The organism is Achromobacter sp. 10T422 (assembly GCF_056394065.1).
In genome coordinates this window covers 677,506-702,432 of the sequence record NZ_JBFTHD010000002.1, presented here as the reverse complement: position 1 = coordinate 702,432, position 24,927 = coordinate 677,506, and the positions used below count along the sequence as shown (strand labels likewise).

Genomic DNA, 24,927 nt, shown 5'->3' with positions numbered 1-24,927 from the left:
GACGGGGCAGTCCGGAGCGAAGGCTCCGGACCGCAATCGTTGCCCCGCGCACCCCAGGCCCCCGACGCCACGGGCGTCTCAAGAACCCAACAACAACAACAACAACAACAACAACAACAACAACAACAACAAAACCAAACCCTAAGCCGCCACCGCCCGAACCCAATTCACCGCATGGCACCGAACCTGTCGCCCAGCCACGACACTCACCTCTGGCACATCCGTGCGGCACTCATCTCTTGCGTCCGGACACCGGGGATGAAACGTGCATCCCGCTGGCGGTTGGATCGGATTTGGCACCTCTCCCCCCATCGGCTCCCGATCCCGTCTGGGATCTTCCAGATCGGGAATCGTATCCAGCAACATCCGCGTATACGGATGCTGCGGGGCATCGAATAGCTGATCGGCCGGCGCCTGCTCGACGATTCTTCCCAGGTACATCACCGCCACGTTATCCGACACGTGGCGCACCACCGACAGGTTGTGGCTGATGAACACATACGTCAGCCCGAACTCTTTCTGCAAGTCGCCCATCAGGTTCAGAATCTGCGCTTGCACCGACACGTCCAGCGCGGACGTGGGCTCGTCGCAGACCAGAAATTCCGCTTCCGTCGCCAACGCACGGGCAATCGAAATACGCTGTCGTTGACCGCCCGAGAACTCATGTGGAAAGCGCCCCGCGTCGCTGGCGGACAAGCCCACCAGTTCCAGCAGCTCGTCCACGCGGCGGCGCGTTTCGGCGGGCGTTGGCCGCAAGCCCAGCGTAATGATGGGTTCGGCCACGATGTTGCCCACACGCCAGCGCGGGTTCAGGCTGGCGTAGGGGTCCTGGAAAATCATCTGCGGGTGCAACACGCCGCCTGAACGGTTGCGGCCATACGCCAGCTTGCCGCGCGTGGGGGCAACCAGGCCCACCAGCAGCTTCGCAAGGGTCGACTTGCCGCAACCCGATTCGCCCACGATGCTTAGCGTCGTGCCTCTTGGCACGGCCAGCGATACGCCATCCACCGCCTTCAACGTTTGCGCCGGCTGCCGTGACAGCGTGCGTTCCAGCCAGGGCGGCGACACGTCGAACCAGCAGGCCAGGTCATCGGCCCGCAAGAGAAAATCATCGTTACGCGGCATGGGCGACTCCTCCTTGATGCAGCCAGCACGCGCTGACCGTCGCGCCGGTTGGCGATGGCGCGAGCGCCGGGCGTGTCTGTGCGCAGCGCGGGCCCGCCAGCGTGCAGCGGGGATGAAACGCGCAGCCATCGGGCATGGCGTGCAAGCGCGGCATGGCGCCGTCGATCTGGTTCAGGCGCGCAGCGCGATGCCGCAAGCCCGGAATCGCATTCATCAAGCCCTGCGTGTAGGGATGACCGGGCCGGCGCAGCACGTCCAGCACCGGGCCGATCTCCACAATGCGGCCCGCGTACATCACCGCCACGCGGTCAGCCGTTTCGGCAATCACGCCCATATCGTGCGTCACCAGCAGCACCGACGTGCCCTGCTCGCGGCACAGCCGGCGCAGCAGCGCGGTGATCTGCGCCTGCACCGACACGTCCAGCGCCGTCGTCGGTTCGTCCGCGATGATCAGCGCCGGCCGCGCGGCCAAGGCCAGCGCAATCACCACGCGCTGACGCATGCCGCCAGAGAACTGGTGCGGATAGTGATCAATGCGCTTGTCGGCAGCGGGAATGCCCACCGCCAGCAGCAGCTCCAGCGCACGCGCGCGTGCGGCCGCTGCGGATGACTTGTCGTGGTGGCGGATGGTCTCGACCAGTTGGTCGCCCACCGTGAACAAGGGGTGCAGGCTAGTCAGCGGGTCTTGAAAGATGGCGCCGATTTCCTTGCCGCGCAGACGCTGGCGCGCCTTGGGCGGCAGGTTGTCGATGCGCTTGCCCGCCAGATGGATCTCGCCGCCGCCCAAGCGCCCGGGCGGCTCCAGCAGGCCGATCACCGCCATCCCGGTCAGGGACTTGCCCGCGCCGGACTCCCCCACCATGCCCAGGATTTCGCCGGGCTGGATATCGAAACTGATGTCGCGCGTGGCGACCAGCGTGCCGTGGCGCGTGGGAAATTCCACCGACAGGCCGCGCACGGACAACGTCGGAATACCTGCCGGGCCGGTCTGGGCCGGCGGCTGCGTGTTGTTGGGAACAATGGCCATCATGACGGGCTCCTTGCGGGACGCGGATAGCTTGAGGAAAAAATCTGTTCAACCGGGGGATGCCCCCAGGTGCGGTCGGGATAGCGTGCAACCAGGCCGTCGAACTGCGCCTGCGCCTGTTCTTGCGCCAGACGGGCGTCGAAGCCGGGGATATGGCCGTCGATCATGACGAAGCGGCCATCGATGATCACCTGCGACACATCGCGGCCGCTGCCGCTGACCATCAAGGTCTGGATCGGGTCGATCATCTGGCCGTTGCGGTCGTGCGAGAAATCGAACACCACGATGTCGGCCTTGGCGCCTACGGCCAAGCGGCCCAGGTCCGGCCGCCCCAACGCATTGGCGCCGCCCACCGTAGCGGCGTCGTAATAGTCTTCGGAGCGCACGGCCTCGGTCGAACCGTCGGCCACGCGGCACAGCATCATTCCGACCTGCATGTTCAACACCATGTCGGGCGGCCAGGTGTCCGTGCCCATGCCGATGTTCACCCCTTGCTTGCGATACCGCGCGAAGGACTCCAACGTCGCGCCGTGGCGCGCCGACACCAACGGGCAATGCACGATGCTGGCGCCGGCGTCGCGGATGATGTCAAGATCACGCCCCGGGCGTTCGATATGCCGCGACCCCGACACATACGTGCCATGCGGCAGCAGCGCGCGTTCGGACAAAAATCCCAGGCTTTGCAGCCATTCCGGCGGACTCATGCCGTGCTGCTCCACGACCAGGTCATATTCCAGGCGCGATTGGCAGCAATGCAGCCGGATCGGCATCTCCCGTTCACGCGCGGCGGCGGCTGACATGCGCAACAAGTCTGGCGTACAGGTTTCGATGCGGTCGGGAGACAGCATGGCGCGCACGCGGCCGTCGTGGCGCCCTTCGATTTCGTCGCAAAACGCCAAGGCGTCGGACAGGCCCGCCATGCCGCGCGCCTCGTCGTAGTGGCAACGAATCTTGCCTTCGGCATCCACATACGTGTGCCCGCTGCGGTAGGCCGGCCCCAGATACACGCGCAAGCCCAGCTCGCCTGCGGCGTTGGCCGCTGACAGGAATTCTTCGCGGGTTTCACCCCATACGCGGTAGAACAGCGACGCAATCGGCAGCGCCGTGGTGATGCCGTTGCGGATCAGCTGCGCAAACGCGTAGCGCTTCTGAAACGCCAATTCGGCGGGGGTATACATCTCATACGGCCCGCGCTTCATGTAGCTGTCGGGCCAGATCCGGCCCTTGCGCCACGCGGGCGAATTGTCAAAGCCCAGGATGGTGGTGTCCAGGTCTGACAAGGCGTCCAAGTCTACGAAACCTGGCCCGATCACCGCTCGGCCGTAATCGTGGCGGCGCGCCACCGGCCCCGGATAGTGGTGGCCGACGTAGACGATGCGGTCGTCCTCGAACACGACTTCACCATTCTCATACAGGCAATGGCGGCCGTTCTCGTGGCCCACCACCCAACGGGCCGTCAGCAGGATGGGGCCTTCGGCGGCGGGCATCACGGCGCCTCCACCAAGGCGCGGCCATCGCGCGCGACCACGCGGCCCCGCTTGACGACCAGTTTTCTTACCGGACGCGACACGATGGCCTCGGCCACCGTCTCGGCTTGCACCAACACGAAGTCAGCATGGCAGCCCGGCGCCAGCCCGTAGTCGGCCAGCTTCATGACGCGCGCGTTGCCATAGGTGGCCACGTCCAGCGCCAGCGCCAGCTCGTCGTCGCGGCGGAAGTTGTTGCGCAGGCCCACCAGCATGGTGCGTTCCAGCATGTCGGGTTTGCCGTAAGGCCCCCAGGTATCGCGCATGCCATCATTGCCCGTACAGATCGTGACGCCCGCCGCACGCAGGCTGGCCACATGCGGCACCGGGCGCGACGCCGAGCCCGTTGTCATGATGTGCACGCCCGCCTTCAGCAAGCCCTCGGTCAGCGCCTGCACCGCCTGCGTGTCGGGCATGCCCAGACAGAACGAGTGCGACAAGGTGACCTTGCCCTGCATGCCCAGCGCCAGCACGCGGTCTATCGTCATCTGCATCGAAAACGCGCCCAGCTCGCCGGCCTCGTGCAGGTGGATGTCGATGGGCTTGCCATGCTTGTCGGCCAGCCCGAAGATGGCATCCAGATGGCCCTTGGGATCGCGGTCCATGCCGGCCGGGTCCAGCCCGCCCACCACTTCCGCGCCCATGCGCAAGGCTTCGTCCATCAGCTCCAGCGTGCCGGGGCGAATCAGCAGCCCGCTTTGCGGAAAGGCGACGAGTTCCACGTCGATCTGGTCACGGTATTGTTCGCGTGCGCGCATCACGCCTTCGATGGCAGCCAGGCCGATATCCGTGTCCACATCCACATGGCTGCGGATATGGCTGGTTCCATCGGCGATCGACATCACGATCTGCCGCGCCGACTGCCGGTAGGGATCAATACCCAAGCGCTTCTTTTCAGCGCGCTCGTTGTCGATCTTGTCGATCAGCCGCGGCCCGACCTCGTTGCGATACCAGGGCATGCCGTACATCGTCTTGTCCAGATGCGCGTGGGCGTCGATCAGCCCCGGCAACATCAGCGCGCCGCCCCCATCCACCACCAGCGCGCCTTCCAGCGACGAGGCGCTCAGCGCCGGGTTGCCCTGCGCCGGGTTGACCATCGCCGGGTTGTCCCGCGCCGGGTTGCCCACCGCCGGGATGCCCCGCGCCGGGATGCCCCGCGCCAGAATGCGCCCGTCTCGCACCAGCACCGATGTCAGCTCGCCACCGGCCGGACGGACGTTCGTATACAGCGTTGCGTTTTCCATGCTTCAACCTTTATTCAACAGCGCGCCTCAGCGCAAACGGGGGTTCAGCGCATCGCGCAGCCAGTCGCCTAGCAAGTTCACCACCAGCACAATCATGCTCAGATACAGGGCGGGAAACACCACCACCCACCATTGCCCCGAAAACAGGAACTGGTTGCCCAGACGAATCAAGGTGCCCAGCGACGGTTCAGTAGGCGGCATGCCCACGCCCAGAAAGCTCAGCGTGGCCTCGATCAAAATGGCCAGGCCCAGGTTCAGCGTGGCCGTCACCATCACCGGCGTCAGCGTGTTGGGCAGGATGTGCGTGAGCATGATGCGCATTGGGCTCACGCGGATCAGCCGCGCCGCCTGCACGTATTCCTTGCCGCGCTCAACCAGCGCCGACGCCCGCACCGTGCGCGCGTACTGCACCCAATTGGTCATCGAAATCGCCAGGATCAGGATCACCGCCGACAACGTTTCGCGCAGGCCCGGGGGCAGCAGCTGGCGGAACACTGCCGTCACCAGGATGGCGACCAGAATGGTCGGGATGCTGAGCAGCGTGTCGCCCAGGCGCATCAGCGCGTTATCGACCCAGCCGCCGAAGTAACCGGCCGCCAAGCCCACCATCAGCCCGATCGCCAATGACAACACCACCGTCGCCAATCCAATGACCAGCGACATGCGCGAGCCATACAAAATGGCCGACCACACATCGCGGCCCTGCGTGTCGGTGCCCAGCAGGAACTGCGGGTCGGCGCCGTCCACCCAGAAAGGCGGCAGCTCGGCGTTCAGCAAGTCCAGCTGCGCCAGATCGTAGGGGTTCTGCGTCGCGATCCACGGCGCGAACACGGCCAGCAGCACCACCACCAGCAGCACGATGCTCGCGCCCATGGCCACGTAATCGTGCCGCAGGCTCCACCACAGATCGCTTTGCAGGAAGCGCGACAACCGGCTTTGCGCACCGCCCTTGAAGGGTTTGGTACCGGGCTTGGAGGCGGGTTTGGCGGCGGGTTTGGTAAAGGGATTAGTGAGCATTTGCGCCTCCTTTGACGTGCTGGCTGCGCAGGCGCGGGTCAACCACGCCGTACATCATGTCCACCAACGTGTTCAGCGCCACGAAGATGAAGGACACGATCACCAGATAGGCGGCCATGACGGGAATGTCCACGAACATGACCGATTGGATGAACAACAGCCCCATGCCCGGCCACTGGAAGACGGTTTCCGTGATCAGCGCGAAGGCGATCAGGTTGCCGATCTGCATGCCCGTCACGGTGATGACGGGCATCAGACAGTTGCGCAGGGCCAGCCGGAAGTGAACGATGCGGTTCGGCAGGCCGCGGGCGCGCGCGAACTTGATGAATTCCGTGCGCAGCGTTTCCAGCATTTCGGCGCGCACCAGCCGCATGATCAGCGTGATCTGGAACAACGCCAGGGTGATTGACGGCAGCACCAGCGCGGCCCGGCCCGATGGCGTCAACAGCCCCGTGGACCACCAGCCGATCTTCACCGTTTCGCCGCGGCCAAAGCCCGGCAGCCAGCCCAGCTGCACCGAAAAGATCAGGATCAGCATGATGCCGACCACGAAGCTGGGCAGCGAAATGCCCAGGATGGACACAAACTGCAAGGCCTGCGCCAAGCGGGATTTTCGATAGATGGCCGTCAGCACGCCCAGCGGCACGCCGATCACCAGCGACAGCAGCGTCGCCATCATCACCAGTTCAAACGTGGCCRGAAAGCGTTCGGCCACCAGCGCGAACACGTCCTGTTGATTGCGGTACGAAATGCCGAACTCGCCTTGCGCGGCGTTCGTGACGAAGTGCACGAACTGCATGCCCACCGACGCGTTCAGCCCCAGGCGTTCGCGCAGTTCGTCGCGCTGCGTCTGCGAGGCCTGCTCGTTCAACATCATGTCGACGGGGTCGCCGACAAAGCGGAATATCACAAAGGCCAGCAACGCCACCGCCAGCATCACGCCAACCGCGTTGAAGACCCGTCTAACAATGAACGCCAGCATGTGTGGCTCCCTTCAAACCCGATGTCAGACTCTGGCGGCAGCGCCCGGCTTCAGACGCCGCCCCCGCTCATACGCCCATCACGGCGCGTCACTGCATGCGCCCGTCACGGCGCGCTACTGCCCGCGCCCGTCACGGCGCATTACTACCCGCGCCCATCACGGCGCGTTACTGCATGCGCACCGTCCACAGGCGCGCCTTGTTGTCCGGCATTTGCAGCACGTCGCCCACCTTGTCGCCCACGGCCCAGGCCATCGGCTGTTGGTGCAGCGGCAGGAAGCGCACATCGTCATGCAGGGTCTGCAACACCTCGGACATCATCTGGATGCGCTTCGGGCGATCCATCTCGGCGGCGGCCGCATCGATCTTGGCGTCAAGCGCGGCATCGCCCCACTGCCCCCAGTTGAAGACGCCAGCGGGGCCGGTGCGGCTATGCATCACTTGCAGCAGAATCGACAAGGCATCAATCTGCGGCTCGTTGGCCCAGCCGTGAATGGTGATGTCGAACTCGCCGCGCGAACGCTTCGGGTTCTGCAACGAACGCGGCCCGCTGGCGAGCGACGCCTTCACCCCAATGCGCGCCCACATCGACGCGGCGGCCTGGCACAGTTCTTCTTCGTTCACGAACATGTCGTTCGAACACAGCAGCGACACCGTGAAGCCATCGGGATACCCGGCATCCGCCAGCAGCTTCTTGGCCTTCGCGGCGTCAAACGGCAAGCGCTCTTCCTGCTTGACCTCGTAGCCCGGAATCGACGGGGCCACCAGTGCGCCCGTGGTGCGCGACAAGCCGCGCATCACGCGCTTTTGCAACAGGTCGGGCGACAGCGCCATGTACAGCGCCTGACGCACGCGCAGGTCTTTCAGCGGGTTCTTGTCGGTGATGTTCGAACCGACGAGCTTGTCGCCCAGGTTGAAACCGAAGTACAGCGTGCGCAGCTCGGTGGATGCCAGCACCTTCACGTTGGAGGCGGCGCGCAGGCGGTCCAGATCCTGCAACGGCGCGTTCTCGGTGAAGTTGATGTCGCCCGACAGCAGCGCGGCCACCCGGGTCGGCGCGGACGCGATGGGCGTGAATTCGATGCGGTCCAGGTTGTGGCGGGGCTTGTCCCACCAGTCTTTGTTCACGACCAGCACGGTGCGCGTGTCGGGCCGGTACGACTCCACCTTGAACGGGCCGGTGCCGTTGGCGTTGTGCGTGGCGTAGCCCTCGATCTTCTTGGCGGCGTCCGTCGGCTTGGTGCTGTTGTTGTCCACCAGCCACTGGCGGTTGAAGATGAAGATGTTGGTCAGGTCGTTCAACATCAGCGGGTACGGGTGCGTCATTTCGATGTCGACGGTGAAGTCGTCCACCTTGCGCACGGCTTTGAAGGCGGGCAGGTTGCCCTTCAAGGGCGACGCGTCATCCGACACGCGGGTCATCGAAGCGACGACGTCGTCCGCCGTGAACGGCGCGCCGTTGTGGAACTTCACGCCCTGGCGCAGCTTGAAGCGCAACACGGTGGGCGACGTGGTTTCCCAGGATTCGGCCAGCGCCGGGGTGATGTTGAATTTGTCGTCGTAGCGGATCAGCGCTTCGTACACATGGTTAAGAAACGCCAGGTTGAACGTGCTGCCGTAGGAATACGGGTCCAGCGAATCCAGGTCGCGCGCGGCGCCCCACTTCAGCGTGTTGGCGGCCGAAGCCCCCGAGATGGCCGACAACGCGATCACGGCGCCGGCTGTCCATTTGAGCAACGTCTTCATGGCTGCAACTCTCCCTTGTCTATCGGTTTTCAATACCGGTTTGATGTGGCCGGGGACAGGCCCGGCGCGGTGTGTGAAGTGATCGGTCCGGCTGGGCTGGGCTGGGCTGGGCTGGGCTGGGCTGGGCTGGCCGGGTAGGTCCGGGGTTGGCCAGATCACGCCGGGGCGAACTGGCGTTGCGCGCGGTCCAGCGAGGCCAGCGCCAGCACTTGCGCAAGCGCCGCGCGGTAGGAATCGATGATGGGCACGGCGGGTTTGCGCGGCAGCACGGGCAGATAGCCCGCCAGCGCCGCGCCCGCCACGATCACCACGTCGGCGCCCTGCGCCACGGCGGCATCCAGCGCGCGGCTGACCTCGGCGGCGGACTCGGGCGTGCGCGACACGTAGTCCAGCGCGTTGCCCGGCAAGGCGATGATGCCGGCGCAGCGCGCGTCCAGGCCAAGCTGGCGGATCTGTTCGCGCAGCATGCCGGGCCAGCGCTGCCCGACGGTCACGATGGCGTAGCGGTCGCCGCGCTGCATGGCGGCCATGATCGACGCTTCGGCCATGCCCACCACCGGCACGCTCAAGGTTTCGCGCACGGCGCCAATGCCGGGCTCGCCAAAACAGGCCAGTAAGCAGGCATCGAACGGCGCCTCGGCCTGCGTCACTTCGCGCTCCACGGTTTCCAGCACGGCGTGGGCGGCCACGGCGGCTTCCACGCGGCTGGCGATATAGGCCGGGCCGAACACGGCGGTGACGGCATGCACGTGGGCGGCGCCGTCAAAGAACACGCGCGCCTGGTTGGCCAGACTGGTGGTCAGGTCGGACGTGGTGTTGCCGTTGACCACCAGCAGGCGGTAGGGCTGAAAGGCGGGCCGATTGATCGCGGGCGGATCAAGGACGATGGCGTCGTGCGTGGCTGGCATGAAACAAACCTCTGTCGGTATGTATACAAACACACGGCTCAACCCCGATAGATCTGAGCTATTTTGTATAAATGTTTGTATACGATTTATGCCGACAATGTACGCGCTTCAAATCTGCCTTCAAGCTATCGCTAACCCTTACCGTCAGCTGGTGTATGCTTGCCTACACCCCGCAGTGCGCGCCGGCAGCGAATGCCGGACCCCTCCCATTACAATGAAAATGCGCATGCACAGGAGCCAATAAGACGATGACAACCCTCGCGCCGCCGGCCAACGAGCCCGCCAAGAAAGACACAAATCGCAGCGAAATCGTATACATAAATTTGCGCCGCGCCATCATTGAGCAGGCGCTGCTGCCTGGCGACAAGCTGCCCGAAGACATCATCGGCGAGCGCTTTGGCGTCAGCCGGACCATCGTGCGGGGCGTGCTGACGCGCTTGTTCAGTGAAGGGCTGGTGGATTTACGGCCCAACCGCGGTGCGGCGGTGGCGCGCCCGAGCCTGGAAGAAGCGCACGACATTTTCGAAGCCCGCCGCTGCCTGGAACGCGACGTGGCGCGCCGGCTGCTGCAACACATCACCGAAGCCGGGCTGACGCGGCTGGCGCAGCATGTGAAAGAAGAGGAAGCGGCCCGCAAGCGCAACAGCACGAATGAATCCATCCGGCTGTCGGGCGAATTCCACATCCTGATGGCCGAGCTGTCGGGCAATGCGGTGTATGCCCGCTACGTGAACGAGATTGTGTCGCGCTGCTCGCTGATCCTGGCGCTTTACGGCCGGCCGCATTCAAGCGAATGCGCGGTCAGCGAACACATGGAAATTGTGGAAGGGTTGCGTGCGCGCGACGAGAAGCATGTGCTGCATCTGCTGGAGCACCATCTGGAATCCGTCACTGCGCGCGCGCTGCTCAGCACGGACGGCGCAGGCGTGCGCGATATCCGCAAGATCCTGGATCGATACGGCACGTAGGGCCGGGCCCGCCCGATGGGCGTGCCGGTTCCCCCGAGAATGAGAAAAGCGCCCGGTCGGGGCGCTTTTTCGTTCTTGGGCCTAGATTTCGCGTTCTTCCGTCTTGAGGTTGTTGTCGCGAGCGAAATCCACCACGAACTTGTACGCCAGCGGTTCCAGGTCGCGCAAACGCAAGTCGACCACGATTCCGCGCACGCCGTCGATAACGACGGGCAGCACATAAGGCGAATAGGTGAGGTGGTTACCAGCACAGCCGGCGGGCCGGAATTGTGCCATTACGCCAGCGAGCCGCTCCGCCCAATCGCTGGGGCGGAATCGGCTACCGCTTTCGGTAACGCCATGAATTACGAATTGTCTGACGCGAGTTGCCATGAGTTCTTCACTACAGCGCGCCTTTCACGAAAGCCGGATCTTCGGCGTGATCAAACATGCGCCCTGCGCCGCGAATTGTATATGATTGATCCTTTGCCCTCTTTCAAAAGCCGTTTCCCCCAGGGAATCGCGTCTGAACCTATCGAAAAGAGGGCCGATTTTTTTGGTAATCCCCCAGGAGGATCCGCAATGACCTCGCCTCTGGCCAATATTTATGCCCGCCTGCCGGTTGCGTTCACGCACGGCCAGGGCGTCTGGTTGTGGGATGCCGAAGGCCGAAAATATCTGGACGCCCTCGCCGGCATCGGCGTGTCGTGCTTGGGCCACGCCCATCCGAAACTGGTTGCCGCCATCAGCGAGCAGGCCGCGCGCGTCATCCACACGTCGAACATCTACGAAGTGCCCCAGCAGACGGCCTTGGCCGCGCGCCTGACGGCCTTGTCCGGCATGCAGGAAGTTGCGTTCAACAACAGCGGCTCTGAAGCCAACGAGGCCGCCATCAAGCTGGCGCGCTACTACGCCTACCAACGCGGCAACAAGCACGCCCACATCATCACCATGGACTCGTCCTGGCATGGCCGCACGCTGGCCACGCTGGCGGCAACCGGCAGCGACAAGGCGCGCAAGGGTTTCGAACCCCTGCCCTCGGGCTTCATCCAGGTGCCCTACAACCATCTTGACGCCGTGCGCGACGCGGGTGACGCCGAACCGCGCACCACGGCGGTGCTGCTGGAAGTGCTGCAAGGCGAAGGCGGCATTCGCCCGTCCGACATCGCCTATCTGCAAGCGCTGCGCCGTTTGTGCACCGAACGCGGCTGGCTGCTGATGATCGACGAAGTGCAGTCCGGCATCGGCCGGACCGGCAAGTGGTTCGCCCACCAGTGGGCAGACATCGTGCCGGACGTCATGACCTTGGCCAAGGGCCTGGCGGGCGGCGTACCCATCGGTGCGATGCTGGCCGCTGGCCCCGCCGCGGGCGTCTTCACGCCGGGCAGCCATGGCACGACCTTCGGCGGCGGCCCGCTGGTGTGCGCAGCCGGCCTTGCCGTGCTGGACGCGCTCGAATCCGAAAATCTGCTGCACAACGCCCTCACCGTGGGCGACTACCTGAAAGACAAGCTGGCCAGCGCCCTGTCAGGCACCCCAGGCGTGACCGAGGTGCGTGGCCGGGGCCTGATGCTGGGCATCGAGCTTGCGCGCCCCTGCGGCGTGCTGGCGCTGCGTGCGCTGGAAGCCGGCCTGCTCATCAACGTCACGCGCGACCGCGTCATCCGTATGCTGCCGCCCCTGATCCTGAACCATCAAGAGGCGGACCAGATCGTCAACACCCTGGTTCCGCTCATCCAACAGTTCCTGGCCGAAAAACCATAATCAACGTCCCGCCCGGGCCACGAGCCTGGCGAGACCCAATGACCTGCGACATCACCATGACTCCTCCCACGACTCAAAACGGCCCGTTGCGGCATTTTCTTCAGTTCAAAGATTTCTCGCCCGCCGAGATCGCCTACGTGCTGGACCGCGCGCGCCTGATCAAAGAAAAGTTCAAGCGCTACGAACCCCACATGCCGCTGCACGACCGCACGCTGGCGATGGTGTTTGAAAAGGCCAGCACCCGCACCCGCGTGTCGTTTGAAGCCGGCATGTACCAGATGGGCGGATCGGTCATCAACCTGACCTCGAACGATTCGCAGCTGGGCCGCTCGGAGCCCATCGAAGACACCGCGCGCGTCATCTCGCGCATGGTCGACATCGTCATGATCCGCACGTTCGAGCAGACCCGCATCGAGCGCTTCGCCTCGCATTCGCGCGTGCCGGTCATCAACGGCCTGACCAACGAATTCCACCCCTGCCAGATCCTGGCCGACATCTTCACCTACATCGAGCACCGCGGCCCCATCGCCGGCAAGACGGTGGCCTGGGTGGGCGACGCCAACAACATGGCCTACACGTGGCTGCACGCGGCCGAAATGCTGGGCTTCACGCTGCATGTGTCCACGCCGGCCGGCTACGAGCTCGAAGCCTCGCGCATCGGCACGCCGTCCGCCAAGGTGCTGCGCCAGTTCAAGGACCCCATGGAAGCGTGCAAGGGCGCGCACCTGGTCACGACCGACGTCTGGACCAGCATGGGCTACGAAGCTGAAAACGAAGAGCGCCGCGCGGCGTTTGCCGACTGGTGCGTGGACGCCGAAATGATGGCCGCGGCCGACGCCGAAGCCGTCTTCATGCACTGCCTGCCCGCCCACCGCGGCGAAGAAGTCACCGGTGAAGTCATCGACGGCCCGCAAAGCGTGGTCTGGGACGAAGCCGAAAACCGTTTGCACGTGCAAAAGGCGCTGATGGAATTCCTGCTGCTGGGCCAACTGAAGTAAGCCCGCTCGGCATGGAAAAGGGCCTGGATGTCTTGCGATATCCAGGCCCTTTCTGTTTCTTTCGATGCTTGGCGGCAGCGCTCAGCGCAGCGTGCGTTCCCACGCGGCGATGGCGTCGACCACCGCTTGCGGCTTCTCGGGCACCAATGCATGCCCTGCCCCATCAATCACCACTACCGACACCCGGCTACCGAACTCATCGCGGATTTCGTTGCGCGTGGCGGGCGGTTTGAACAAGTCCAGCTCGGCCTGCAAATCCAGCAGGGGTTTGTTGCCGCCCGACCACCAATCGGATTGCTGCGTCGCCTTGCCCGCCAGGCGCTGGCTTTCGCTGACCTCGGGATACCAGCCATTGAGCCACACGCGCGCGTCGTTGGCCGGCGCGAAGAACGCGTACTGGATGGACTTCAAGCGTTCGGCGTCCGGCAGCGATAGCTCGGCGCTGCGGTCCACGTGTTCGCTCAAGCCCTTGGGATACTGCTTGGCTGCGGCGGCCACGATGACGACGCCGCGCACCAGTTCGGGGTGATCCACGCCCGTCGTGCGCGCCACCCAATTGCCAAAGGCATGGCCGACCATCACGACAGGCTGGCGCGCCACGTTGCGAATCACTGCCGCCTGATCTTCGGCCAGATCGTGCAGCGTGATGCCGGACATCGGCCCCGTGCTGCCGCCGATGCCGCGCGGTTGCGGACGCAATACGCGGTAGCCGGCTTGCACGAAACGGTCGGCCAGCACATCGAAATCTTCCGCGCCACGGCCGCGCGACGGCAGCAACACCAGCGCCGGGCCGGTGCCCTGGTCCAGCACTTCGATGCTGGCGCCGTTGCCCACCACCACATTCACGCGCTTGGGCGCATCGGCCAACGCGGGGCTAGCGGCCACGGCCGCGCACGACAGCGTCAAGCCGCTCAGCAAGAACTTCATCATCATGTCTCCTCGGTTCGGGTCTGCGCCCGCTGCGTTTACAGGATTTTGCGGAACATCGTCCGGCGCGTATTGCGAAACGACGGGCGCACGCGGCTGCTCCAATCGGTGGCGCGCACCGCCAGCCACGGCGGGCTGCCGAAGGTTTCGCGCGTGTGCAGGTCGTAGCAGGCCAGATAGCGCGGCGCTTCGTCGCGGCATTCATACCGCATCGCGCGCACCGTGCCCGGCACGGATGCCAGACCCGGCAAATGCTCCTGGTCGTACCAGGCGTTCAGATCGGCTTCGGCCTCGGGCACGACATCGGTTTCAACGATGTAGTGCCACGGCGCATCCTGCCCGGCCGATGCGCCCGCCAAATCCAGCGTCTGATGCAGCACGCGCGCCCGCGCACCGGGAAAGCTCTCGGCCAGACGCGCCTGAATCTCGGGCAACGCGTCCGGCGCGCCGCGCAGGTACACGTAGGTGTCTTCCTCTTCCAGCGCGGCGAACGCGCTGACGGACACGCCCGTCAGCCCTTGCGTCAAACGTTGGGCCATATCCGCCGCGCGCGCTTCGTCAAAGCGCTCGCCCAGCGACACCAGCAATACCGATTCCTGCACAGTCTTCTCCTTTCAGTGGCCGACGCGCAGCGCCACAAGGAAGCGCGACACCATGTTGTACGCCCCCACCGTGGCCGCCAGCTCGACCAATTGCGTGTCATCGTAGCGTGCGCGCAAGGGCGCGAACACGGCGTCCGGCACGTCAATGTCGCGCGTCATGGCGTCGGTCAGCGCCAGCACCTCGGCCTCGCCGGGCGCCAACCCGTCGACGACATCCGGCGCAGGGTTGCTGCGCAGCGCATCGATCACTTGCTGCGGCATGCCGCCCGCCAGCGCATGCGGCACGTGCGCATCGAATTCATAAGGCGCGTTGTTCAACGTCGCCACGCGCAGAATGATCAGCTCGCGCAAGCGCGGCGCCAGCGACGTCTTCTGGCGGATGGCAGTCAGCATGGCTTCCCAGCCTTCGACCACGGCGGGGCTGTTCAGCAGCACCTGATACAGCGGTGAAATCCGGCCGCGCGCGGCGCTGATGCGCGCCTCAAGCGTGGCCAGTTCCTGACGGGTGCCCGGTTCAACGGGCGCAACTCGGCTTGCGCTCATGTTTACTCCGGACGAATGTTCTTGCGCTGGATCAGCGCGGTCCACTTGTCGCGGTCGGACGCGATCAAAGCGGCCAGTTCTTGCGGCGAGCTGGGCGCGGCCTGGGCGCCGAATTTCTCAAGCTTGGCGCGCACGGCTTCGTTGCCCAATGCGGCGCGCACGGCCTGGTTCAGCTTGTCGACGGTGGCGGGGGGCGTGGACGCGGGCGCCACGATGCCATACCAGTTGTTCGACTCGACGCCCGCAATGCCCTGCTCGGCCAGCGTCTTCACGTCCGGCAACAGCGGGTGGCGCGTCGGCGCGGCGATGCCCAGCGGCTTCAGCTTGCCGCCCTGGATGTGGCCGATCAGGCCCGGCACATCGCCAAAAAAGCCGGCAACCTGATTGCCCATCACGTCGTTGATGACGGGGGCCGCGCCCTTGTACGGCACATGCAGCACGTTGGCCTTGCTGGCGTCGGCAAACATTTCCATCGTCAGATGCGGAATGCTGCCGATGCCCGACGACCCAATCGCCACCGACTGCGACGCGGCTTGCGACTTCTTCACGAAATCGGCGGCGTCGGTGGCCGGGTTGGACGGGTTCACGACGAACACCGTCGCGTTGTTCACGACCTTGGACACGGGCGCAAAGTCGCGCACCGGATCGTAAGGCAGGTCTTTGTACAGCGCCGGGCTGATCGCCACCGCGCCCACGCTCGTCAGAAACAGCACCGAACCATCGCCCGGCGCCTTGGCCACATAGGCCGCGGCGATGTTGCCGTTAGCGCCGGCCTTGTTTTCAACGATGACCTGCTGCTTAAGCTCCTTGCCCAATTGCTCGGCCAACACACGCCCCACCAGATCCACCGGCCCGCCGGGCGGGAACGCGATGATCAGGCGGACGGGGCCATCGGCGTGCGCCGCGCTGACCGCGGCCAGGCTCAGCACGGTGGCCGAGATGATTTTCTTGAACATGGTGTCTCCTCAATGAATGAATTTTTATGGCCTGACGAACAGGCGTCGCCGATTACAGAAATCCGTACAGCCGGGCCGGGTTGTCGACCAGCACGCGTTGGCGCAACGCGGCGTCGGGACACGCTTCGAAAAACGACTCCACCAATTCGCCGTCGTCGGGCATGTCGCCCGCCACGTTCGGATGCGGCCAGTCGGTGCCCCACAAGGTGCGGTCGGGCATGGCGTCGATCAGGGCGCGCACAAACGGAATGCCTTCGGCGAAGGGCCGCTTGCCGGACGCGATGCGGTCAATGCCCGACACCTTGACCCACGCTTGCGGCACATCCGCCAAGCTGAGCAAGGCGCGCATCGCGGGGGAATCCAGACCATCGGCCGCCTTCAGCCGGCCCATGTGGTCCACGACGAACGGCACCGGCAACGCCAGCAGGCGCGGCAGCAAGTCGGGCAGCATGGCGCCGTCCACGTGCAGGCACAGATGCCAGCCCAGCGGCGCAATCAGCGACACCACATGGTCGAACACCGCCGGGTCGGGCGCGCCGCCCAGGTGCGGCACGAAATTGAATCGCGCAGCGCGCACGCCGCCGTCATGCAGCCGCTTGACGCTGTCAGCCGTAGCGTCCGCGCCCAACAGCGCCACGCCCCGATAACGGCCGCCGCTTTGCGCCAGCGCATCCAGCAAGGCGCTGTGGTCCGACCCATGGCAATTGGCCTGCACCACCACGGCGCGCTCAATGCCCAGATGCGCGTGCAAGGCCGCCATCTTTGCGTAGGGCGCATCAGGCGGCGTGTACGAACGGCCCTCGGCATACGGGAACACGTCGCCCGGCCCGAAGACATGGCAATGGGCGTCGCACGCGCCAGGCGGCAAGGCGTGGCGGGGACGGGAAGGAGACGCAAGCGGAGGGCGGCAATCTGGCACGGGCGAATTCCTGCGGGGAAACCGACATCGTCCCGGATTGCGGGCTGGCTAACAATGCTATATCTTTGATTTCAGATATAGAAAAACTACATATCAGATGGACCTCAAGCAAATCGAATACTTCGTCAGGGTCGCCGAGCGGCGCAGCTTCTCGCGCGCCGCCGAAATGCTGGACGTGGCCCAACCCACGCTCAGCCGGCAGGTGCGCCTGCTGGAACTCGAACTGGGCCAGCATCTGCTGTACCGCAACGGCCGCGGCGCGGAACCCACCGAGGCCGGCCTGCGCTTTCTGGAACACGCCCGCGCGTTGCTGACGCTGGCCGAACGCGCCAAGGAAGATTTGCAAACGCTGCGAGAAACGCCCACGGGCAAGGTCGTGGTGGGCCTGCCGCCGCGCATCGCGCGCGTGCTGACGCCGCCGCTGGTGCAGGCCTTTCGCCGCAGCTTTCCCGACGCCTCTATCGCGGTTGCCGAAGGCCTGAGCGCCCAGGTGCGCGAATGGCTGCTGGCGGGCCGTGTGGACCTGGCCCTGCTGTACGACCCCGCGCCCTCGCCCCAGCTGGCGTATGAATCGCTGTTTCGCGAAGACCTGGTGCTGGCCGCCGCGGCGGGGCATCAGCCGCCGCTGCCCGCGCGCGTGGCCGTGGCGCAGCTGGGCAATTACCCGCTGGTGCTGCCCAGCCTGCCCAACGCCATCCGCACCTTGGTGGAAAGCGTGTGCCGCGCGCAAGGCGTGCGGCTGAAGGTGGCAGCCGAGGTGGATGCGGTGCAAACGATTGTTGAGCTCGCGGCCCAAGGCGACGCCTATGCCATCTTGCCGCGCTCCGCCGCCCAAGGCCCGGCCGCCGAACACGCGCTGTCGCTGTGCGACATCGGGTCGCCCAAGATCACCAATAACCTGGTGCTGGCCAGCGCCCGCCATCGGCCGGCCACGCGGCTGGCCACCGCAACGGGCCAGATGATCCGGCAATTGAAGCTCGCGGAATTGTTCCAACCCGCGGGCCACGCGCGCCGGACGGGATAGCGACGACGGCTACGGCGGACACTGCGGTCGCTATGGTCACTGCGGTCACTGCGGCCACTGCGGCCACTGCGATTATTACGGCCGCTACGGCCGCCCCTCCACGCTGAACGCCACGCGCGTCGTGCCGCCTTCGCTGCTGGCGGACACCGCGCCCCCGTGCATGAGCGCCACCGCCTTCACGATGGCCAGCCCCAGGCCGTGGCTGTGCTCCACGCCATCGCCCCGGCGCGCGGCATCCACGCGGTAAAAGCGCTGAAACAAGTGCGGCAGATGCGCCGGGTCGATCGCCGGCCCCGCATTGCTGACGGCCACTTCCAAGTGGTCGCCCTGGCGCTGAATGTCGATGCCGATTTCCGCGCCCGGCTGCGAATACTGGATGGCGTTTTGCAGCAGGTTTGTGACGGCGCGCCGGAACAAGGCGGTGTCGATCAGCGCGCTGGCGTCGCGGTCGCCGTCAATGCGCAGCCGCATGCCAGCTTCATCCAGCAGGAACTCAAAGAACTCCGCCGTCTTGCCGACTTCGTCCGCCAGCACCGCATGGACCCGTCCACTGGCGGCCTCGCCCTGATCGGCGCGCGCCAGGAACAGCATGTCGTTGATCATGGCGCGCAAGCGGTCCAGCTCTTCCAGATTCGATTGCAACACCTCTTGCAGATCGTCCGCGCTGCGCGGACGCGACAACGCCACCTGAGTCTGGCCGATCAGGTTCGTGAGCGGCGTGCGCAGCTCGTGGGCAACGTCCGCGTTGAACCCTTCCAGCTGGTTGTACGCGCCCTCCAGCCGCGCCAAAGCCCCATTGAACGAGGTGGCCAGGTCTTCCAGTTCCACCGGCAGCTCGGCCATGCTGAGCCGCTGAGACAAGGCGCTGGGCCGCAGCGCCCGCGCCTCGGCCGACAGCCGGTTCAAGGGCCGCAGACCCAGGCGCGTCACCCAGAACCCCAACAGCGCCACCAGCAGAATGGCCGTCAGCGACAGGCCCGCCATCGCCCACAGCAGGTAGCGCAACGTATGCGCGTAGGGCGCGGAATCCATGCCGACAATCAGCCGCACCGGCGGCCGCGCCAGATACGCGTCGACCGTCACCGTCAGCGTGCGCAGCGCGTAATCGCGCTCGGGCAAGGTGATCTTGCCAAAGCCGTCGGGGTGGCGTTCCAGGCTGCTGATGTCGGCCAGACCCTTGCCATATTCGTAGGCCGGGTCGTCCGACAGCACCCAGAAGCGCAAGCTGCCATCGGCGGGCGTCAGGGTGTCGAGCTTGGTCTTGAAGCGGCCCCAGCGGTCAAGGTCGCCGCTGCGGGCCAGCGAATAACTGACCTCTTGCGCCGTCGTGCGCAGCGCGTCTTGCTGGATGCGGTCAAGCTGGCGGTCCAGCACGCCGTAGAGCGCCACCCCGGTCAGCGCAAACGTCACCGCCGCCGCTACCGCGTACAAGATGACCAGCCGGGATTTCAGTGACGTCTTCATGAAGGGCGCTTCATCGTTCACACCTGATCATTTGCCGATTCCGGTTCGCTCGTCCGGGTTCGTCCGGCTTGTCCGGTTCGTCCGGGTTCGTCCGGACTCGTTCGCGTTCGTCCGCACCGCCCGCCCCTCATGGCGCGGCCGCTTCATCGCGCAGCTCCAGCACATAGCCCATGCCGCGTATCGTGTGCAGCAGGCGCCGGCCAAAGGGGGCATCCACCTTGCCGCGCAGCCGCTTGATGGCCACTTCCACCACGTTCACGTTGCTGTCGAAATTCATGTCCCAGACCAGTTCCGCTATCGCGGTCTTGGACAGGATTTCGCCCTGGCGGCGCGCCAGCACGGCCAGCAACGCGAATTCCTTGGCGGTCAGGTCCAGCCGGGTGCCGGCCCGCCAGGCTTTGCGGCTGATCAGGTCAATCTGCAAATCACCAATGCGCAGTTGCACGGGTTCCTGCGCGCGGCCGCGCCGGGTCAGCGCCTGCAGGCGCGCCAGCAATTCAAGAAAGGAAAAAGGCTTGACCAGGTAATCGTCGGCCCCGTCGTGCAGGCCGCGAATGCGGTCTTCGACGCCATCGCGGGCGGTCAGCATGATGACGGGCGTCTGCCGCACCGTGCGCAGCGATCGCAGCACTGCAAAGCCGTCCATGCCGGGCAGCATGGCGTCCAGCACGATCACGTCGTAATCGTGCTCCAGGGCCAGGTGCTGGCCGTCAATGCCGTTATGCGCAACATCGACCGCGCAGCCCTGCTCGCCCAAGCCTTTGCGCAGGTAATCCGCCGTCTTCAGTTCGTCTTCGACTATCAGGATTTTCATGTGCCGCCCCGCAAACGCTACGGTTGACCGCTATTTTGACTCAAGTCCGCCCGGCGCTGCGCGCCTTTGCCTGATTCGCCATCGTCACCTGCCCTGCCTTTCTTGCCGCCCGCGCCGCCTTGCGTTCCATGTACCAGTAGTGCGCCCGGTCCAGATACAGGTAGACGACCGGCGTCGTGAACAAGGTCAGCGCCTGCGACACGATCAGGCCGCCCACCATCGCATAGCCCAGCGGCCGGCGCAGTTCCGACCCTTGGCCGTGGCTCAGCATCAGCGGCAAGCCGCTAAGCAGCGCGCACATCGTCGTCATCATGATGGGCCGGAAGCGCAATACGCAAGCCTGGTAAATGGCCTCGGCCGGCGCCATGCCGTGCTCGCGCTCGGCGGTCAGCGCAAAGTCGATCATCATGATGCCGTTCTTCTTCACGATGCCAATCAGCAAGATGATGCCGATCAGCGCAATCACGCTCAGGTCATAGCCGCCCAGCATCAGGATCAACAGCGCGCCCACCCCGGCAGATGGCAAGGTGGACAGAATCGTCAGCGGGTGGATATAGCTTTCGTACAGCAGGCCCAGCACGATGTAGACGGCGATCAGCGCCGCTGCAATCAGGTACGGCTGCGTCGACAACGAATCCCCAAACGCCTTGGCTGTGCCTTGGAACGCGCCCGTCAGGCTGGCCGGCGCCCCCATCTGGTTTTGCGCCTGCTGAATCGCCTGCACGGCGCTGCCCAGCGACGCGCCCGGCGCCAGGTTGAACGAAATGGTCACCGCCGGAAACTGCCCCTGGTGGCTGATCGACAGGTACGCCGTCTTGTTCGTGTCCAGCTTCACGAAGGTAGACAGCGGCACCTGCTGCCCGGTCAGCGGCGAGGTCAGGTAGAGCTTGGAAAACAGGCTTGGGTCTTGTTGCAGCTTGGGCGTCACTTCCAGAATCACGTGATAGCTGTTGATCTGCGTGAAGTACTGCGCCACCTGGCGCTGGCCGATCGCGTCATAGATGGTGGCGTCGATCAGCGCGGGCGAAATGCCGAACGACGAGGCCCGCGCCCGGTCAATCGTCAGCGAAGCCGTGGCCGCGTTGTTCTGCTGGTCAGAGGCCACATCCGTCAATTGCGGCAACTTGCGAAACGCCGTCAACAGTTTCGGGGCCCAGACGTTCAGCTCGTCCAGATTGGAATCCGTCAGCGTGTACTGGTATTGCGTGCGCGACAGGCGCCCGCCCACGTTGATGTCTTGCCCCGCCTGCATGAACAGCGTCACGCCTTCGAGCTTGGCCAGTTGCGGGCGCAGCCGCCCGATTACCTCGTCGGCTGACGCCGTGCGGCCTTCGTCCTTGGGCTTTAGGCCGATATAGAAGTTGCCGGTGTTGTACGTGCTTTGGCTGCCGTTGAAACCAAAGCTGGCGATGTCCGGGTCTTGCCGAATGACGTCGGCCATCTGGATCATGCGCTGGTTCATCAACGCGAAAGAAGAATCCTGCGCCGACTCCGCAAAGCCGAAGATAAAGCCCGTATCTTGCTGCGGAAAGAAACCTTTCGGGATCACCAGGAACAGCGCCACCGTGCACGCCACCGTGGCCAGGAACACGCACAAGGTGGCGAACTGGTGGCGCAGCACCAGCTTCAGCCCGCGCTCGTAACCATGCAGCATGGCGTCAAAGCCGCGTTCAAACAGCTGGTACAGCCGGCCGTGGCGCTCGCCGTGATGGTTCTTCAAGTAGCGCGAGCACAGCATCGGCGTCAACGTCAGCGACACCAGCACCGACACCACGATGGCCAGCGTGACGGTCACGGCAAATTCGCGGAACAGGCGGCCGACGATGCCGCCCATCAGCAACAGCGGGATGAACACGGCAATCAGCGACACCGAGATCGACACGATGGTGAAGCCGATTTCGCCTGCCCCTTTGTACGCGGCTTCCAGTGGCGACATGGCGTCCTCGACGTGGCGGTACACGTTCTCCAGCATCACGATGGCGTCGTCCACCACGAAGCCCACCGAGATCGTCAGCGCCATCAACGACAGGTTGTCCAGGCTGAAGCCCACCACATACATCATGGCGGCGGTGCCCATCAGCGCCAGCGGCACCGTCACGCAGGGAATCAGCGTGGCAGGCACGTTGCGCAGGAACAGGAAGATCACCAGCACCACCAGCAAGATGGTCAGCGTCAGCGTGAACTCCACATCCGTGACGGAGGCACGGATGGTCTGCGTGCGGTCGATGATGGTGTTCACATGCACGGACGGCGGAATCGATGCTTCAAGCCTCGGCAACGCCGCGCGGATGCGGTCCACGGTTTCGATTACGTTGGCGCCCGGCTGCTTGCTGATCTGCAACACGATGGATCGGCCGTTGGTGATCGTGTTGTCAGGCGGCGAAGCCTTGCCCGCGTAGGCCCAGCCGGCCAGCTTGGTGTTCTCGGGCCCATCCACCGCCACGCCCACATCGCGCACGCGAATCGGCGCGCCATTGCGGTAGGCCAACACCATGTCGTTCCACTGCGCGGCGGACAGCAACTGGTCATTGGTATAGGTCGTGAAGCTTTGGCGCGCGCCGTCGATGGTGCCCTTGGGCTGGTTGACGGTGGTGGTGGCGATTACGCCGCGTATGTCTTCCAGGCTCAAGCCCAGCGCCGACAGCTTGCCCGGGTCCACCTGTATACGCACGGCGGGCTTTTGCTGCCCGCCAATGTTGACGAGCCCCACGCCGGATATCTGCGAAATCTGCTGCGCCAGGATGTTGTCGGCGTAGTCATTCACCTGGATCAGCGGCAGCGTGTCGGACTGCACCGCCATCACCATGATGGGCGCGTCCGCCGGGTTCACCTTGCGAAACGTGGGCGGGTTAGGCAGGTTGGCCGGCAACTGCCCGGTGGCGGCATTGATGGCCGCCTGCACATCCACCGCCGCCGAATCAATGCTGCGGTTCAAGTCAAACTGCAAGGTGATCTGCGTGTTGCCAATAGCGCTGACGGAGGTCATCTGCGACAAACCGGCGATCAGCGAAAACTGCCGTTCCAGCGGCTGCGCCACGTTTGACGCCATGGTCTCGGGGCTGCCGCCGGGCAAGTTGGCCTGCACCTGGATGGTAGGAAAATCCACCTGCGGCAACGGCGCCACGGGCAACAGCGGCCAGGCCGCGATGCCCACCAGCAGAATCGCCAGCGCCAGCAGCGACGTGCCGATCGGCCGCTTGATGAAATTGGCCGAGATGCTCATTTCACATTCCCCACGGGGGCGGGGGTTGCCGCCAGCTCACGCACCTTGCTGCCCGGTTTGATCTTGTACTGCCCGTCCACCACCACGCGCTGCCCGGCCGTCAAGCCAGTCTGGATAATCGCCAGGCCGTCCTGCATCCGCTCCACCGTTACCGCTTGCGGCTGCGCCACGCCGCTGCCGTCCACCGCGTACACGAAGGTGCCGGTCTGGCTGCGCTGCACGGCGGCCGCCGGCACGGTCAGCACGTTTTCATGCGCATCCAGCACCAGGCGGGCGTTCACATACAAGCCGGGCCACAGCCGATGACGCGGGTTGTCGAACCGGCCCTTCAACTGCACGGTGCCGGTAGTGGTGTCGATCTGGTTGTTCAGCAGCACCAGCGTGCCCGTTTCCAAGGGTTCATTACTGTCACGCGCATACGCCACGACCGGCAGAGGCTGGCCCAGGTTCATGGCGGCGTTGATGGCCGGCACCGATTCTTCGGGCAGCGAGAACTGCACGGTGATCGGGTCGATCTGATTAATCACGACCAGCCCGTTCGCGTCCGCCGCGTGCACGATGTTGCCCGGGTCCACCAGCCGCGCGCCCACCCGGCCTGCAATCGGCGCCACGATGCGCGTGTAGTCCAGCTGCACGCGGGCATAGCTGATCTGCGCGTCGTCGGTCTGGGTTGCCGCCTCCAGCTGCGCGACCAGGGCGCGCTGCGCATCCAGCGTCTGCTGCGTGGCGGCGTCTTCGCGCTGCAAGCGGGTATAGCGTTGCAGATCAAGGCGGGCGTTCAGCAAGGTGGCCTGATCCTTCGCGCGCTGCGCCTGCGCCTGCGCCAGTTGCGCCTGCAACGCGCGCGGGTCGATGTTGGCCAGCACCTGGCCGGCCTTGACGTCCTGCCCTTCAACAAACCCAACGCTGTCCAGCTGCCCATCCACACGCGCCTTGACCGTGACACTGGCGGCCGCGGTTACGGTGCCGACCCCGGTCAGATAACGCGCGACGTCCTGCTGTTGCACCAGCACGGTCGCCACGGGCACGACGGGGTCCGGCGCGGCGGGCGGCGCGCCCCGATCGCGCAACAGCAGCCACACCGCCAGCGCGCACACCACGACGGCCAGCGCCGCAAGCCCGGCGCGCAACCCGGCGCGCCGATGGGGGGAAGTCAACACTTGATCCATGGAC

Annotated in this window: 22 protein-coding genes; 4 read left to right on the top strand and 18 right to left on the bottom strand. The window is 65.2% G+C overall.

Annotated features, from left to right (window positions below):
- Window positions 1-141: 141 nt before the first annotated feature.
- The 8 genes from AC1DB0_RS07365 to AC1DB0_RS07330 form a co-directional block, all read right to left on the bottom strand.
- A complete protein-coding gene (locus AC1DB0_RS07365; protein WP_054423375.1) occupies window positions 142-1,125 on the bottom strand; it encodes an ABC transporter ATP-binding protein in 984 nt (327 codons plus the stop codon).
- Window positions 1,115-2,155 (bottom strand): ABC transporter ATP-binding protein, encoded by a 1,041-nt coding sequence (locus AC1DB0_RS07360; protein ID WP_054423376.1) that lies wholly within the window; start codon window positions 2,153-2,155, stop codon window positions 1,115-1,117. The genes AC1DB0_RS07365 and AC1DB0_RS07360 overlap by 11 nt, the downstream gene beginning before the upstream one ends.
- Complete coding sequence (locus tag AC1DB0_RS07355; protein WP_476757600.1) at window positions 2,152-3,639, bottom strand: amidohydrolase family protein; 1,488 nt, start codon at window positions 3,637-3,639, stop codon at window positions 2,152-2,154. The genes AC1DB0_RS07360 and AC1DB0_RS07355 overlap by 4 nt, the downstream gene beginning before the upstream one ends.
- Complete coding sequence (locus AC1DB0_RS07350) at window positions 3,639-4,922, bottom strand: amidohydrolase family protein (RefSeq protein ID WP_441372719.1); 1,284 nt, start codon at window positions 4,920-4,922, stop codon at window positions 3,639-3,641. Before AC1DB0_RS07350 ends, AC1DB0_RS07355 begins: the two co-directional genes overlap by 1 nt.
- A gap of 27 nt (window positions 4,923-4,949) precedes the next feature.
- The gene (locus AC1DB0_RS07345; RefSeq protein ID WP_476757601.1) at window positions 4,950-5,939 is read right to left on the bottom strand and encodes an ABC transporter permease; all 990 of its coding nucleotides are present in this window, start codon (window positions 5,937-5,939) and stop codon (window positions 4,950-4,952) included.
- A complete protein-coding gene (locus tag AC1DB0_RS07340) occupies window positions 5,929-6,921 on the bottom strand; it encodes an ABC transporter permease (protein ID WP_476758632.1) in 993 nt (330 codons plus the stop codon). Before AC1DB0_RS07340 ends, AC1DB0_RS07345 begins: the two co-directional genes overlap by 11 nt.
- Before the next feature lie 166 nt (window positions 6,922-7,087).
- Window positions 7,088-8,665 carry an ABC transporter substrate-binding protein gene (locus AC1DB0_RS07335; RefSeq protein WP_342067707.1) on the bottom strand — a complete coding sequence of 526 codons (1,578 nt, stop codon included), beginning with the start codon at window positions 8,663-8,665 and terminating at the stop codon, window positions 7,088-7,090.
- Window positions 8,666-8,820: 155 nt separating this feature from the next.
- Entirely contained in the window at window positions 8,821-9,573 is a 753-nt protein-coding gene (locus AC1DB0_RS07330; protein WP_054423382.1) for an aspartate/glutamate racemase family protein, read from the bottom strand.
- 248 nt (window positions 9,574-9,821) lie between these two features.
- Between AC1DB0_RS07330 and AC1DB0_RS07325 the strand changes: the two genes are divergently transcribed.
- Window positions 9,822-10,541, top strand: coding sequence for a GntR family transcriptional regulator (locus tag AC1DB0_RS07325; RefSeq protein ID WP_054423383.1), 720 nt, complete (start codon window positions 9,822-9,824; stop codon window positions 10,539-10,541).
- 81 nt (window positions 10,542-10,622) lie between these two features.
- Here AC1DB0_RS07325 and AC1DB0_RS07320 read toward each other — a convergent pair whose 3' ends face one another.
- Window positions 10,623-10,913, bottom strand: a complete 291-nt coding sequence (locus tag AC1DB0_RS07320) for a DUF3579 domain-containing protein (RefSeq protein WP_013392635.1) — start codon at window positions 10,911-10,913, stop codon at window positions 10,623-10,625.
- A 189-nt stretch (window positions 10,914-11,102) separates the two neighbouring features.
- Between AC1DB0_RS07320 and AC1DB0_RS07315 the strand changes: the two genes are divergently transcribed.
- Together AC1DB0_RS07315 and argF are read left to right on the top strand one after the other, a co-directional pair.
- Entirely contained in the window at window positions 11,103-12,284 is a 1,182-nt protein-coding gene (locus AC1DB0_RS07315; RefSeq protein ID WP_476757602.1) for an acetylornithine transaminase, read from the top strand.
- Between the two features lie 56 nt (window positions 12,285-12,340).
- The gene (gene argF / locus AC1DB0_RS07310) at window positions 12,341-13,282 is read left to right on the top strand and encodes an ornithine carbamoyltransferase (RefSeq protein WP_054424607.1); all 942 of its coding nucleotides are present in this window, start codon (window positions 12,341-12,343) and stop codon (window positions 13,280-13,282) included.
- An 81-nt stretch (window positions 13,283-13,363) separates the two neighbouring features.
- On the opposite strand, the gene AC1DB0_RS07305 is transcribed toward argF, so the two are convergent.
- Genes AC1DB0_RS07305 through AC1DB0_RS07285 form a run of 5 tightly spaced genes read right to left on the bottom strand, consistent with a single transcriptional unit; the run spans window position 13,364 to window position 17,229 of the window.
- Window positions 13,364-14,215, bottom strand: coding sequence for an alpha/beta fold hydrolase (locus tag AC1DB0_RS07305; RefSeq protein WP_425286185.1), 852 nt, complete (start codon window positions 14,213-14,215; stop codon window positions 13,364-13,366).
- A gap of 32 nt (window positions 14,216-14,247) precedes the next feature.
- Complete coding sequence (locus tag AC1DB0_RS07300; protein WP_441372722.1) at window positions 14,248-14,811, bottom strand: hypothetical protein; 564 nt, start codon at window positions 14,809-14,811, stop codon at window positions 14,248-14,250.
- A 12-nt stretch (window positions 14,812-14,823) separates the two neighbouring features.
- Window positions 14,824-15,354, bottom strand: a complete 531-nt coding sequence (locus AC1DB0_RS07295; protein ID WP_476757603.1) for a carboxymuconolactone decarboxylase family protein — start codon at window positions 15,352-15,354, stop codon at window positions 14,824-14,826.
- A 2-nt stretch (window positions 15,355-15,356) separates the two neighbouring features.
- Window positions 15,357-16,310, bottom strand: a complete 954-nt coding sequence (locus AC1DB0_RS07290; protein ID WP_175172015.1) for a Bug family tripartite tricarboxylate transporter substrate binding protein — start codon at window positions 16,308-16,310, stop codon at window positions 15,357-15,359.
- 52 nt (window positions 16,311-16,362) lie between these two features.
- A complete protein-coding gene (locus tag AC1DB0_RS07285; RefSeq protein ID WP_476757604.1) occupies window positions 16,363-17,229 on the bottom strand; it encodes an amidohydrolase family protein in 867 nt (288 codons plus the stop codon).
- A gap of 97 nt (window positions 17,230-17,326) precedes the next feature.
- Here AC1DB0_RS07285 and AC1DB0_RS07280 point away from each other — a divergent pair, with 97 nt between their 5' ends.
- Window positions 17,327-18,253 (top strand): LysR substrate-binding domain-containing protein, encoded by a 927-nt coding sequence (locus AC1DB0_RS07280; protein WP_441372724.1) that lies wholly within the window; start codon window positions 17,327-17,329, stop codon window positions 18,251-18,253.
- An 84-nt stretch (window positions 18,254-18,337) separates the two neighbouring features.
- On the opposite strand, the gene AC1DB0_RS07275 is transcribed toward AC1DB0_RS07280, so the two are convergent.
- The 4 genes from AC1DB0_RS07275 to AC1DB0_RS07260 all read right to left on the bottom strand — a co-directional run bounded on the left by AC1DB0_RS07275 (window position 18,338) and on the right by AC1DB0_RS07260 (window position 24,923).
- Complete coding sequence (locus tag AC1DB0_RS07275; RefSeq protein WP_476757605.1) at window positions 18,338-19,717, bottom strand: heavy metal sensor histidine kinase; 1,380 nt, start codon at window positions 19,715-19,717, stop codon at window positions 18,338-18,340.
- Window positions 19,718-19,844: 127 nt separating this feature from the next.
- A complete protein-coding gene (locus tag AC1DB0_RS07270; RefSeq protein ID WP_476757606.1) occupies window positions 19,845-20,531 on the bottom strand; it encodes a heavy metal response regulator transcription factor in 687 nt (228 codons plus the stop codon).
- Window positions 20,532-20,571: 40 nt separating this feature from the next.
- Window positions 20,572-23,754 (bottom strand): efflux RND transporter permease subunit, encoded by a 3,183-nt coding sequence (locus tag AC1DB0_RS07265; protein ID WP_476757607.1) that lies wholly within the window; start codon window positions 23,752-23,754, stop codon window positions 20,572-20,574.
- The gene (locus tag AC1DB0_RS07260) at window positions 23,751-24,923 is read right to left on the bottom strand and encodes an efflux RND transporter periplasmic adaptor subunit (RefSeq protein WP_175172019.1); all 1,173 of its coding nucleotides are present in this window, start codon (window positions 24,921-24,923) and stop codon (window positions 23,751-23,753) included. Before AC1DB0_RS07260 ends, AC1DB0_RS07265 begins: the two co-directional genes overlap by 4 nt.
- Between the last annotated feature and the right edge of the window lie 4 nt (window positions 24,924-24,927).